Here is a 12877-nt window from a genome sequence, read left to right as displayed (position 1 = left end):
TACACTGAAACCGCGAAAAATCAAAACAATATCAGTTCTTATTTTCAGAGTCTGGGTGAAAAGTGATCGTTTTTTTCAGATTAATTTGCGGATGCAATCCGTGAACCGGTTTCACCCCGATAATATCCAGGATGAAATTGAAAATTGGCACCCCAACGATTAGTCCCCACACCCCAAATAGGCGCTCACTCACGAGCAAGACCACGAAGGTGTAAAAAATCGGTAACTCCGTTCGGCTCGACATAAATTTAGGATTAAGCACGTACGCCTCTAACGTATGGACGACCACAATCATGATCACCATGTAGACCACGTAGCGGAAGCCACCCACCGAATACGCAATTAAGCTCAGCGGCACCAGCGAGATAATCACCCCAGCAACCGGAATTAAGCTTAATAGGAATATCATTAATCCTAAACTGATCAACTGTGGCATGTTCAGAAACGCCATGAACGTGACCGTAATCACCGTGTTCACAATAGCAATCAGAAACTGGGCTTCCAACACCACACCAAAGCTGTTCACAAATTTTTTGGCAAAGTAATAAACATCTTGAAAGAACCAGCCAAAGGTACTCGTTAAGAACCGCTTGGAAAAGGCCCGCATCTGCCGATCTTCTACGGTAAAGAAGAAACTAAGAATAAACGATAAGAAGAACGTTAAGCCCATATTACCAATGTTGGTAATGTATTGGAAAACGACCGTAATCCCACCTTTTAGTTGCTTCAAAATATCCGAATCCTGCAAGTACGACGTGACCCACGTCAATACCTGATTCGTGTCGTGCGACGGATTTTGATAAAACCGGTAGACCGATTCAAATGTTGAAAATGTCTGTTTAATTAATTGTGGTAAGTATAGTGATACCGCGAAATACATCCCTAGTATCACCAGCGCGTAGACCGTAATGACAATCACGGTCGGTGGAATTTTGATCCACTTGCGAATTGTCCGGACGAGTCGCGTCACTAGAAATGTAAAAATAAACGTTAACAAAATAATACTCATCATGCTGGATGCCAGATATAACATCACGACCATTAGTACTAGCACGCTTGCCCGACGTAACCGCACGTTGTGGACAAACTGTGTCCAAAGTTCCAAAAGCTCCACCCCTCTATTATCCTTACCCCCATTTTAACGGAAAAACAAATTAATAAAAATGAAAAGTCAGCGATTATTACGCAAAAAACGTGTAAAGCTATTGGCAAGCCAATAAACTTCACACGTTCGTTTCATGTTACATTTAGTTGTTTATGAAAAATGCATTTTCAAACTTTCCAAACCAAGGGCTTGATGAATGATGATAGAAGCCCCACCTAGCAAGGCAGCTGATTGCACGTTCTTAGTGGCAATAATTGGTACTTGCCGACTTGGTGAAGACATCTTAGACGTCATGTCCCGGATATTCGTTAATAACTGTGGCAAGATTTCTAAGACCGTCGTGTTCAAAACGACCACGTCCGGTGCAAACGCCGTGCTGACGTTCGAAATAACCTTGGATAGGTAGTAAACGAAGTCATTAAAGACTTTCGTCACTTCTGGGTCATGATTAATATAATCATGCTTAACCGCAGTTAAATCCAACCGATCGACGTGCTTAATCGCCTTTAGCCGTGCCCACAGCGCTTTTTCAGACGCATAGTCGTTGACCGACTCCATATGGTTATCAAGGTGCCGATCTTCTAATAAAGCCGTCCCGACTTCCCCTGCTTCACCTTCGTGCCCAGAGTACAACCGTGAATCCGCCACGATCCCCGCGTGGATTTCATCACGGACAACCACTGAAACCACGTTGTTGAAAATTTCATTGTCGTGGAAATCCCGTTCAAATACAGCCGTTAAGTTTGCTTTCTTTTCAAGCATAACTGGCATCCGTAATTTATCGCGGAGATACTTAGCCAAATCAAAGTTTGCTAAGCATTTAATTGGTGTCTTCAAAATCTTGTTTTCATAAATGATCCCGTCTAGGGCAATGGAAACACCCATCAACCCGTTGACCGTCCCATAATCATCAACGTTACGTAACTGGTCTTCAATCAAGTCAATGACGTCAGTTAGGGTCATATCACTCGTTTTAAAGCTTTGGAAATGTAAGATCTTACCATTCAAGCGTGAATACATGAGTTTAACAGCATCAGCAGATAAATCGATGCTAGCAACAAATCCGTAGTTAACGTTCAGTTCAGCCATTACTGGTTTGCGGCCGCCATTTTTGGTACTGACGCCACAACCGATTTCCTTGATAAAATCAGTCCGTAATAACTGATTGTAAATATCTGAAACGGTCACCTTATTTAAACTCAAATTCCGTGAAATTTGACTTCGACTAATTGGTCCCTCATTAATAACCTGTTGCAGCACTTGTTTCTCATTGGTACTACGCATCACGTGTTTATTAATAATCATACTGAATCTAGGTGTTCACAGTCGTCCACCGAATCATTATTTGTCAGATTACTCAATCTGGCCTGCCATCGATCCGGTCGTCACGATGGTCACCTTAACCCCCTAATCTGTTAATATTCTATAGCATCAAACAAAAATAGTACACAAAATAGTCAATTTTATACCTATATTGACATTGAACTGCTAAAAAAATGCCCGTGCTTGGTATAAACCGACCGCCCCCATGAATCTAAACTACAACGTAGAACGAAAAGCATCCGTCCTTACAGATACATTCTATAACAGTTTTTATAAAAAAATCACCGATTCACACCTAAAAGTAGGTGTTTCACCGGTGATTGTTAAGTATGCTTCCATACCTCTATTAATCTGGCTATATTTATTGCAATGATTTAGCAGCTTGGGCAATCGACATATGCTGTGCTGACGCCTGTTGTAGGATGGCCTCAACCTGTGAGTCCGTATAGCTACTGCTGTTAAACCCAGCTTGGTCTAATTCTGAACGGGTCGCTTGAATTTGATCCGCACTATAACTGCCCGTCTTGGCTGCCTGAGCAATTGAAATATGTTGTTCAGACGCCCGTTTCAAAATAGCTTCGACCTGGGCATCACTATAGTTACTGTCGTCCATCCCAGCTTCGTTCAGTTCAGAACGGGTCGACTTGATTTGAGCATTGCTGTACTTGCCGCTGGCCGTTGACTTTGCAGTGGTAGAACCAGTCTTTGACTTGCTACTGCTACTACCAGCAACGTCGCTCTGACTAGCACTGCTGTCACTACTCGTCGTCGCACTCTGCGCACTGTTCTTGATCGGTGTCCCACCGGTAAGGGCTTTAAGTGACGCGTTGTTCTGCTTCTGGAGGTCCTGAGCCTGTTTATAGATATCTTGGTAAGCATTCTGCTTCAAAGTCGCGTCTTGCAACATGACTTTCAAAATTCCATTTGAATCCGTAAACTCATTTGCTTTGTTTAACTCTAAAGCACTTTGATACTGTTTCTTATAAGCCTTGCGTTTTGCTAAGACCTTTTTGAGTGCCGTCAATTGTTCCTTAGAACGGCTGACTAATACCGTTGAACCGTTTTTAGTCGTATTAACCGTCTTAAACGCACTCTTTGCTGCACTGAATTGCCGAGATTTTAATGAGTCTTGTCCACCAACGTAAGTTTGCGTTTGGGTCAAGTAACGCTGGGCCGTCGTATCATTTGCCTTCGTTCGGCTCGCATGTGTAAAATTGGTTTCTGCCTGCGTGTAATCCTTGGATTGCAACGCCTCTTTACCAGCTTTCATTTCAGTCGTGTACGACTGTTCCTGAAGCCGGTAACGCGTGTACGAGTAACCACCGACACCAACCGCAATAACTACGGCCACAACCACCCATATCCATTTTTTCATAACGACACCCCCAATGAATTGTTTCTTTCGATTATTCTATTATAACATGTTTACTCATTTGACCGTAAATGCATTGTGCTTACAAAACCATTTTCATAGGCGTATAATAATGTTTGTATTTTATGAAGAAAGGATCCTTATTCTAATGCTAGAAAAGACTTTTTACCACACCTTGTTAAGCCACTCCTTCAATATCCCAGTCAAAGTAAACTACTGGGATGGTAGTAGTGAAACTTATGGCGAAGGCACGCCAGAAGTAACGGTGACTTTCAAGGAAGCCATTCCGATGCGCGAAATTACGAAGAATGCCTCGATTGCTTTAGGGGAAGCTTACATGGACGGTCGAATCGAAATTGAAGGTAGTATTCAAAAGCTGATCGAATCTGCTTATGAATCCGCCGACAGTTTCTTTAACAATTCCAAGTTCAAACGCTTCATGCCTAAACAATCACACTCGGAAAAGAAGAGCCAACAAGATATTCAGAGCCATTATGACGTTGGTAACGACTTCTACGAGATGTGGCTGGATTCGACTTTAACTTATTCTTGTGCATACTTTAAGAATGAGGACGACAGTCTAGAAACCGCACAGATCAACAAAGTTCACCACATCATTCAAAAATTAAATCCACAACCTGGTAAGACCTTACTCGATATTGGTTGTGGTTGGGGAACCTTAATGTTAACTGCCGCTAAGGAATATGACTTAAAAGTAGTTGGGATTACCCTTTCACAAGAACAGTACAACTTAGTTTCCAAGCGGATCCAAGATGAAGGCTTAAGTGACGTTGCGGAAGTTCGCCTTGAAGACTACCGTGAATTGGGCGACGAAACTTACGACTACATCACTAGTGTTGGGATGTTTGAACACGTAGGTAAGGATAACTTAGCGATGTACTTTGACAAAGTTAAGCATTACCTTAAAGACGATGGGGTTGCCTTACTTCACGGGATCACCCGTCAACAAGGTGGCGCTACTAACGGCTGGTTAGATAAATACATCTTCCCAGGTGGCTACGTTCCCGGCATGACCGAAAACTTACAACATATCGTTGATTCTGGCTTACAAGTCGATGATGTTGAAACGCTCCGTCGGCATTACCAACGGACGACTGAAATCTGGGACGACAATTTCAACGCCAAACGTGGCGCCATTGAAGCCAAGATGGGCGAACGGTTCACTCGGATGTGGGACCTCTACTTACAAGCCTGCGCCGCTTCCTTCCAATCAGGGAACATCGACGTTATGCAGTACCTTGTTTCTAAAGGACCTTCTTCACGGAACTTACCAATGACCCGTGAATACATGTACGATGACAACACGGTAGCTGCTAACGAAGCTTAATCAAACTAAAATAACTCAGTGAAAACCAATTTGGTTTTCACTGAGTTATTTTTTTTACACTTGATCATCATCCGTCCGTAAAGTTGGTAGCCAGTTTGCTAAAAAGCGATAACTAACGAGGGCGCCTAAGAATAAGGCCGCGGAGCCTGCCGCCGCAAACGGTAGCGTCGCTTCCATCGTTGCCGGCAAAACTAACGCCAGTAACGGAAAGGCGTACGCCGCCGGTAATTTGATCTTCAAAATTCCTAGTAATAAATAAACTAACGGTAACGTGACTAAGGCAGCCAGTAACCAGCTTGCAATCAACCAATGCAACCCAACGCCAAGGCTAGCAGCACCGGTCAGTGCAACCCATTGTCGAATGGCCATCTTAGACGAATAATTAGTGTTTTGAATGGCTTCAAATAACACTACGACTACTGGTGGAATTGCCGCCATTTGGGGCCGGCCTATTAACCAGACACCGATTACCCACAAGACGATTAGTGCGATAAAACCTAGCATTTGTAACGGCCGAATCGTGGGTCCCACAGTCTTCATTCGGGGTTCACGTTGCAAGTATACGCCCGCCATTAAACTGAGCGTCCAAAAAAAGATGGCGACGATGAATGACCAGTGCGTCGCGTTAATAATAATTGGTAACAGTCCGGTCGCAAAAGCTGGCGCTAGGTTCGACCGCAATACCTTCATCAGTAAGAGCATTAAGCCGACCCCAACCAAGACTTTCACCGGGTAGTCCCACGACAAACGGTTGATTAAAAAGCCAATCACGGCGGTTCCCGATGGCACTAAAAAGAGTTTGTAGGGGTGCTGAATCCAGGCCGGCTTTCGGTACACCCACGTCCCCGCAGTCAGCGCCCCAATTTCTGGCAAAATTAATTCTGAGTCTTTTAAGACGGTGGCAACCGCGACCATGGCTAATATAAATAGCAATCCCATGGCATAACGTCGCCACATTTCTGTGTGGTTCAAAAGCGATATATTCCTTTCTTATATGCGAGTCAATCTATTATAGTTATAATTAGCAAACGACTTGCAATGTAACATAGAATGACGGAGTTTCCAAAATGAGCCGCGCATCCCCACTGACCTTGCTGTTATTTTCAGAAACAACTATTGCTTAGCACTCGCTATCAAGATTTAGAAAAACAGGTAGTAAAGACCACTCATGCCGATGAAAATATAAATTAATTGTTTCACCGTGGCCATCGGTAACTTCGGCAAGATGTGCGCGGCAATCGCCGTTCCCGTGAAGGCGCCCACCATTCCAATCAAGATATACGGTGCTAAGTGAACCGTCACAATCCCATTGATGATTCGCACGGTCGTGATGTAGAAAACATCGACCAAAAAGAAAGCCTGTAAATTACCAATATAGTCTTCCGTTGATTTTGCTAAAGATAGAAAGTATAACGCCATCAACGGGCCGCCAATCCCGAATAAGCCGTTAAAAAATCCTGAAACAACCATGAACAGACCCGCGACCCACCACGGATAGCGCTTAGTGCTCTCGCGGTGACTGAACATAAAATAGATGGCTAAGCCCACGAGTAACCCACCGAGTAGTTTTCGTAGCAACTGCACATCCAGCGTCTGGCCTAAATGCACGGACCAGGCGGCAACGCTCGCGTAGACGATAAACGGTATGATAATCCGTTTAATATGGATGTGGCGCCGATAGCGCAAAGTCATCGTAACGACGCTCGCAAACATAATCAGCCCCGCAACCCCGGCGCTTTGATTGATCGGTAACAATTGGGGTAAAAAGATCATCATAATAATGGCCGCACCAAACCCCGTCAAACCTTGAACTAAACCAGCTAACAGTGCCGGAAGTACCACTAACAACCATGTCATTGAGCCAACCATCCCTTCTAACCGCCCGATTTTAGCGCCTACAAAAAAAGAACCGGTACTTATTCCAGTTCCTTGCTAACTTTTTTAAATGTGAAATACTAATACAAATACCATGACTGAGATTAAACCAATCACAACCGACAACGTCATTGAACGTGTTCGGTATGCAACGAAGCCAACCAGAATTGCGGAAATAATCATTCCTAAATTACCGGTCGTCATGATGTGATACTTACTGTCGATAAAAACACTTTTGACAACTAGGGCCGTAAATAGTGAAACGGGCACAAACCGCATCCATTCGTTAAACCAATCCGGAATTGCACGCTTCGTGAAGAACAAAAGCGGAAAAAACCGCGGGATAAAGGCCACAATCGCACAGAAAATAATTAACAAAAAATGATCCATACTAGTCATCGAACTAACTGATTGCATAAGAAAACTCCTCTACGCCTTACTCATCAGATTCTTCCATCGCGGACTGGCGCGTTGGATCGTGAACCTTATACAGTAAATGACTTTCTGGCTTATGTTCCATTAAGTAACGTTCAATGAAGTAGCCGGTCAACGATGCCAGCAACGTCGCTACCACCAACCCAAGCGTACTCTTCATCAAAACGAGGAAGAAAATTGTCAATACACCGGATAGCGCGGACACCAAAATGATTAAACGGCTCTTAGTTTGCATAATTGCCATATAAATAAACAGTGCCGTCAACGCAAAGTCCACCACTTTTAGATCAATCGTTAACGCACTACCGATTAAGCTCCCGATAATGTTACTGATCGTCCAAAAGATAAGTGAGTAGTGTTCAACAAGCAACGCCTGTTTCGGCTTCCAATGCTTATCCGTCGCAAACTTCAAGTAGTTCACCGCGTAATTTTCATCGTTCATTGAAAACGCAAACGCGAAAATCATCGGTAATGACTGTCCTTTTAAGTAACGTGACAAGCTGGACCCTAACAGGGCGTAGCGTAATTCCAAGAAAAACATCATCAAAATAATTGTCGTCATCGGTGCGTTGATTGTTAACATCGATGCAATCAAAAATTGAGCACCACCGGAAAAGACCATCACTGAAATCAATGCCGTCAGTAAATGGTTGAACCCGGCCGCGTGTAAGAGGACCCCACAAGCCAATCCGATGGGAATATAGCTGAGTCCAAGTGGCATTACCGTCCGTAATACCATTAACCAATTTGGCTCGTTCTTTTTCACCAAGAATGCCTCCAGTACCATACCAGTAAAGAATTCAAGCAACATTATTGATGTCTATTTGTTTAGACATTCGGGTTTAATTTTAACATGTTTTTTATAGCAATCCTACCACCTAAAGTTAGATTGTTCGTTATTTCCTTAGTTGTAAGCGTTTATAATTGTCGTTTTTGATTAATAATGCTTTCCCATAATCACTAAATCGTTAGATCGACCGTTCAGTTCAGCAACGGCTGGTAAAAATCCCCACTGTTCGTAGCCAAATTTCTTAAATAATTTAATACTTGGCAAGTTACTCGAGAAAATATTGGCAATTACGGCGGTTAACCCTACTTTAGCTAATTGAATCGGCACCTGCTCCAAAACTTGACTCCCGAGCCCCTTCCCCTGAACACTGCGATCCAAGTAAATGGCAATTTCAGTCGTCTTAGCGTACGCGGCCCGACCGTAAAACGGTGAAAAACTTAACCACCCCACGACCATCTCATCTAGCAACACGACCCACATCGGATAGTGTTCAGGCGTATGTTCTAAGAACCATGCTCGGCGTTGGTCCACCGTCACGGGTTTTAAATCAGCAGTCACTTCATGACTGGGAATTGTTTGATTATAAATATCGATAATGACTGGCAAATCAGACATCGTTGCCAACCGTAACGTCATGCTCATGACGACTCCTCCATTCTAATTGGTACTATCATTTTTATTATACATTTTTTTGGAAAGGGTTACATCAGTTTTTCATAGCTGACGGAATTTTCTAAATAAAAACGAGTGCCAACCACGTCCCACGTGTTCAACACTCGTTCTTAGTCATTGCCCGCCAAAATTTTGACGCACAACGTTAGGTTTTAGAACCAACTCTTGATTCCCCGCCACATGCGGACAAAAATGTTGGCTTTTTCAATTGAATTCTTTGGCGTTACGTTCAGTTTCAACGTACTGCTCTTCGTCCCATTAACGACCGTAATTGGCTTCTTGCTCAAGCTCAAGTTAGCCGTACCGACCGTCTTACCGTTTTTAACCGGTGCCTGAATCTTACCATCCGTGGTAGCGGCCTTCTTCAAGCTGACTTTCCCAGTAACGGCACTGGCATCCGTACCAGTTGGTAAGTAGATCTTAGTCGCACCATCATTGGAAACTAACTTAGTCGTCAACGCTTTACCATCCTGCACATCGGCGGTTTTAACGCCCTTGATTGCACCTGACTTGGCAATCGTCGTCGTGGTGTAGTTATGGAAGACGTACGACATAATTTGCGCCGTCTGCGTGAAACGTTCCGTCCCGTTGTCACTTGCAGAACCCGCATGCAAGACGACCGTAATAATCCGGTTACCATTGCTAAACTTAACCGTTCCAGTAAAGGCGTTCCCGGCTTTAGTCGAAGTCCCAGTCTTTAACCCATCAACGGGTAAAGCGGAATAGTGCTTAACGAGCCCTTTTAACATGTAGTTCCGGTTGTCCATCTTAGTTTCAGAACTCGTCCCTTTGCCAAACCAAGCGTGGGCAATGCTTGCCGTTTTCAAAACTTCAGGGTAGTCCGTCAATAACTTCTTCGCTACCGTCGCAATGTCTTGTGCCGACATCATGTTTTCGGTACTACCAGCAACGTTGCTGTAACCAATATCGCTACCGACTTCTTTGTTAGTCAACCCACAGGCGTTAATAATCGTTGCGTCCGTGATGCCCCAAGACTTAGCCGTCTTCTTCATCATATCGACAAATTTATGTGGTGACCCGGCAACGGCGTCCCCTAACGCCGTAACCGCTGCGTTAGCAGAGTAAATTTCAGTCGCATTATATAATTGCCGAACTGAATACGTCTTAGTCGACAACAATGGCACGTTCGCATAAGTCTTGTTTTGACTCATTTTGGCAACGGCCTTGCTGACACTGATCTTTTGATTCCAAGACAACTTGCCTTTGTGAATCGCCTGCAATATTAAGTATGTACTTAACATCTTAGTCATTGAAGCAATTGCCATTGGTTTCGTACTATTTTTGTCGTACAAAACTTGACCGGTCGATGCGTCAACCGCAATGGCTGCCTTTGCAGAAATTGACGGTGTGCTAGCCGCCTGCGCCTGAATATCGGCTCCCGCAATGCCTAATCCCGTGGTGCTAAATGTGACTGCCGCAACGAGGGCAATCATAACTTTCTTGAACTTTCCTGCAAATCTCATTTCTCAATTATCCCTTTCTTGGATGCTAAGTCTAAGTTTAAATAAATTGCTCGACGGAAACAAGCTAATTTGTCATTTCTTGCTTAGTTTTTGTTAACGGGTGGTCGTGATCAACTGGTAGGTGAATGACAAAGCTCGTCAGCTCATCATCACTTTGCGCATAAATGTAGCCGCCATGATGCTGAACGATACTTTGTGCAATCGCCAACCCTAGTCCAGACCCCCCGGTTGCCTTGGAGCGTGACTCCTCGACCCGGTAAAACCGTTCAAACAATCGGCCCAGTGCTTCGGCCGGAATCCGCTGCCCATCGTTTGCGACGTGGATCACAACTTCTTGATCACGCTGCTCAGCTTGCAAGATAATCCGCTTAGCACCCGTCCCGTATTTAAAAGCGTTCGTAATCAAATTATTGAAAACGCGCCCTAACTTTTCGGCATCCGCCTCCAAGTAGATTGGCTGATCACCACTCTCGACTTCGACCGTCATGTTCTTCTTATTAGCTTCCAATTCAAAACTAGCCGCCAACTGCTCCAACATCGCGGTTAAATTCAACCGGCTGATATTTAGTGGCGTTTCGGTCTGACGGACCTTCGTGTATTCAAATAGGTCTTCAACCAGCGACTTCATCTGCGTCGCCTTCAAGTAGGCAATGTGTGCGTATTTGACCAAATCTTCTTCAGACTGGTACTGCTTATTTTCAATCAGGCCTAAGTAACCGATAATCGACGTCAGTGGCGTTCGAATATCATGGCTGACGTTAGTAATCAGCGCATCTTTAGAACGCTCAATTTCACGTTCTTCATCCATTGAGTGGATGGCCGAATCGACAAGCGCGTTGACACTTTCAACGACCCGTTGCGTATCGCCAGTCAGGCTAAAATCAATCCGGTGGTCAAAATGACCCGCCGCAATGTAGTGTAGCTCACTAATGATGTGCCGTAGTTGCATTTGTTTATACCGCCGGATCAGGCGCCAATACAAAACAAAGCCGTCCGCAATCAACATCAAAACAATGAAGAGGTTCTCATAGCTCCATAGTTGGTAATTCGCCGGTCCCAGTTTGATTGAGCGTTTAATCTGAAAAATCCCGCTTTGGAGACCTGGATTATGAGCAATGGCACTGTTGATCAGTACAACGATCGACAAGTTTAAAAGGAGTAGCAGAATAACTGTCACTACTCCTTCAAAAAATAATTCACTTTTTTCGCGTCCTGTTAATTTCAAAAGCTGACCTCACTGTTAGCGTGATTCAATCTTATAACCAACGCCCCAAACGGTTTGGATAACCTTTTCGCCGTCAGTTGCTTCTTCGATCTTATCGCGCAAATGGCTCACGTGCACCATGACCGTTTTGGCGGATACGATACTTTCCTGTTGCCAAACCCGTTCAAAAATATCATCCGCAGAAAAGACCCGGTTCGGATGGCTCGCAAGTAAGTATAAGATTCCAAATTCCAGCGCCGTTAATTGAATATCTTTGCCCGTCAACGTCTTAACTTCATGTGAGTCCTTGTTGATGGTCAATGGTCCAATATCCAAAACGTCGGGTTCGGTAGTCGTTACGTTGTTTTCTGAACGCCGTAATAATGATTTGACCCGTGCCATAATTTCTAGTGGATTAAATGGCTTCGTAACGTAATCGTCGGCCCCCGTAATCAAGCCTTGGATCTTATCCATGTCGCCCGTTTTAGCGGATAACACTAAGATTGGCAGTTGTGAATCTTTCCGCACTTCTTTGATGACTTGGATTCCGTCCATTTCGGGCATCATAATGTCCAAGATCATCAATGCAATATCCGGGTTCGTATTTAATTTAGTTAACGCTTCGCGCCCGTTATAGGCACTGATTGGTTCGTAACCTTCATTTTTGATGTAAATTTCTAATAGTTGCGCAATTTCTTTGTCATCATCGACTACTAAAATTTTCATAGTTATTTCTCCTTAAATCATTCTGGTTTCATTCTATCAAAAAGTTAACTCAACTTAACACTTCACGTGCCTTTTTAGGGAAAGCTTAAAATCCCATTACCATCTTTCGGCGCTTTGCCGGCAGAATCAGTGGGCCATGGGGTCGGCTGCAGACAAAGAACGGTCTTCCGCCTCGCTTGAAAGCCTCAAAGGACGAGTCTTTCAAGTCGCCCCGCACTGTAACCTGGCAAAAAAACGCCAGCTAACAGTGCCGACACGGCCCGCTGGTTCTGCCGGCTTCGCTAAGACTGCTTTAAAACAAGTTTATTGGTACTAACGTTGCTAGAATAGGCCATTAGTAATCATTTTCGTCTTTCAACCTTTAGATACTTAAATTACTGGCTTTTTAGTGTTACCACCACTATTGTAAATTAGTCACTTATTACCTACTCCGATAGTCAGCAACCAAAGTAACACTACATTTAGCGGAGTCGGTAGAATTGGTGTGCTGTGTCGGCAATATTGGGCCGGCGTTCTTTGCCGACCTAATATTGCGGGGCAATT

The 12877-nt window shown here is 44.0% G+C and carries 12 protein-coding genes; 1 reads left to right on the top strand and 11 read right to left on the bottom strand.

Translation table 11 applies throughout. From position 1 onward, the window contains the following. Positions 1 to 31 precede the first annotated feature (31 nt). The 3 genes from AAA939_RS00135 to AAA939_RS00125 all read right to left on the bottom strand — a co-directional run bounded on the left by AAA939_RS00135 (position 32) and on the right by AAA939_RS00125 (position 3803). On the bottom strand, positions 32 to 1105 hold the full coding sequence (locus tag AAA939_RS00135; RefSeq protein ID WP_338207664.1) for an AI-2E family transporter: 1074 nt from the start codon (positions 1103 to 1105) through the stop codon (positions 32 to 34). A 150-nt stretch (positions 1106 to 1255) separates the two neighbouring features. Continuing rightward, positions 1256 to 2410 (bottom strand): ROK family protein, encoded by a 1155-nt coding sequence (locus tag AAA939_RS00130; RefSeq protein ID WP_338207665.1) that lies wholly within the window; start codon positions 2408 to 2410, stop codon positions 1256 to 1258. 379 nt (positions 2411 to 2789) lie between these two features. Then, positions 2790 to 3803 (bottom strand): cell surface protein, encoded by a 1014-nt coding sequence (locus AAA939_RS00125; RefSeq protein ID WP_338207666.1) that lies wholly within the window; start codon positions 3801 to 3803, stop codon positions 2790 to 2792. Positions 3804 to 3948: 145 nt separating this feature from the next. On the opposite strand from AAA939_RS00125, the gene AAA939_RS00120 reads away from it, so the two are divergent. Continuing rightward, positions 3949 to 5148, top strand: coding sequence for a class I SAM-dependent methyltransferase (locus AAA939_RS00120; RefSeq protein WP_338207667.1), 1200 nt, complete (start codon positions 3949 to 3951; stop codon positions 5146 to 5148). A gap of 54 nt (positions 5149 to 5202) precedes the next feature. Here AAA939_RS00120 and AAA939_RS00115 read toward each other — a convergent pair whose 3' ends face one another. The 8 genes from AAA939_RS00115 to croR form a co-directional block, all read right to left on the bottom strand. Beyond that, positions 5203 to 6105, bottom strand: a complete 903-nt coding sequence (locus tag AAA939_RS00115) for a hypothetical protein (protein ID WP_338207668.1) — start codon at positions 6103 to 6105, stop codon at positions 5203 to 5205. Between the two features lie 183 nt (positions 6106 to 6288). Beyond that, a complete protein-coding gene (locus AAA939_RS00110) occupies positions 6289 to 7005 on the bottom strand; it encodes a sulfite exporter TauE/SafE family protein (RefSeq protein ID WP_338207669.1) in 717 nt (238 codons plus the stop codon). Between the two features lie 84 nt (positions 7006 to 7089). Continuing rightward, entirely contained in the window at positions 7090 to 7440 is a 351-nt protein-coding gene (locus AAA939_RS00105; protein WP_338207670.1) for an AzlD domain-containing protein, read from the bottom strand. Between the two features lie 19 nt (positions 7441 to 7459). Further along, positions 7460 to 8245, bottom strand: coding sequence for an AzlC family ABC transporter permease (locus AAA939_RS00100; RefSeq protein ID WP_338207707.1), 786 nt, complete (start codon positions 8243 to 8245; stop codon positions 7460 to 7462). Positions 8246 to 8395: 150 nt separating this feature from the next. After that, positions 8396 to 8890, bottom strand: a complete 495-nt coding sequence (locus AAA939_RS00095; RefSeq protein ID WP_338207671.1) for a GNAT family N-acetyltransferase — start codon at positions 8888 to 8890, stop codon at positions 8396 to 8398. Between the two features lie 182 nt (positions 8891 to 9072). After that, the gene (locus tag AAA939_RS00090) at positions 9073 to 10404 is read right to left on the bottom strand and encodes a serine hydrolase (protein ID WP_338207672.1); all 1332 of its coding nucleotides are present in this window, start codon (positions 10402 to 10404) and stop codon (positions 9073 to 9075) included. 64 nt (positions 10405 to 10468) lie between these two features. Continuing rightward, positions 10469 to 11629, bottom strand: coding sequence for a sensor histidine kinase (locus tag AAA939_RS00085; RefSeq protein WP_338207673.1), 1161 nt, complete (start codon positions 11627 to 11629; stop codon positions 10469 to 10471). A 15-nt stretch (positions 11630 to 11644) separates the two neighbouring features. Beyond that, entirely contained in the window at positions 11645 to 12334 is a 690-nt protein-coding gene (gene croR / locus AAA939_RS00080; protein WP_057705707.1) for a response regulator transcription factor CroR, read from the bottom strand. Positions 12335 to 12877 lie beyond the last annotated feature (543 nt).

It is taken from the genome of Lactiplantibacillus paraxiangfangensis (assembly GCF_036246185.1).
Taxonomy (GTDB): domain Bacteria; phylum Bacillota; class Bacilli; order Lactobacillales; family Lactobacillaceae; genus Lactiplantibacillus; species Lactiplantibacillus paraxiangfangensis.
This window is presented reverse-complemented; position numbering and strand designations above follow the sequence as displayed.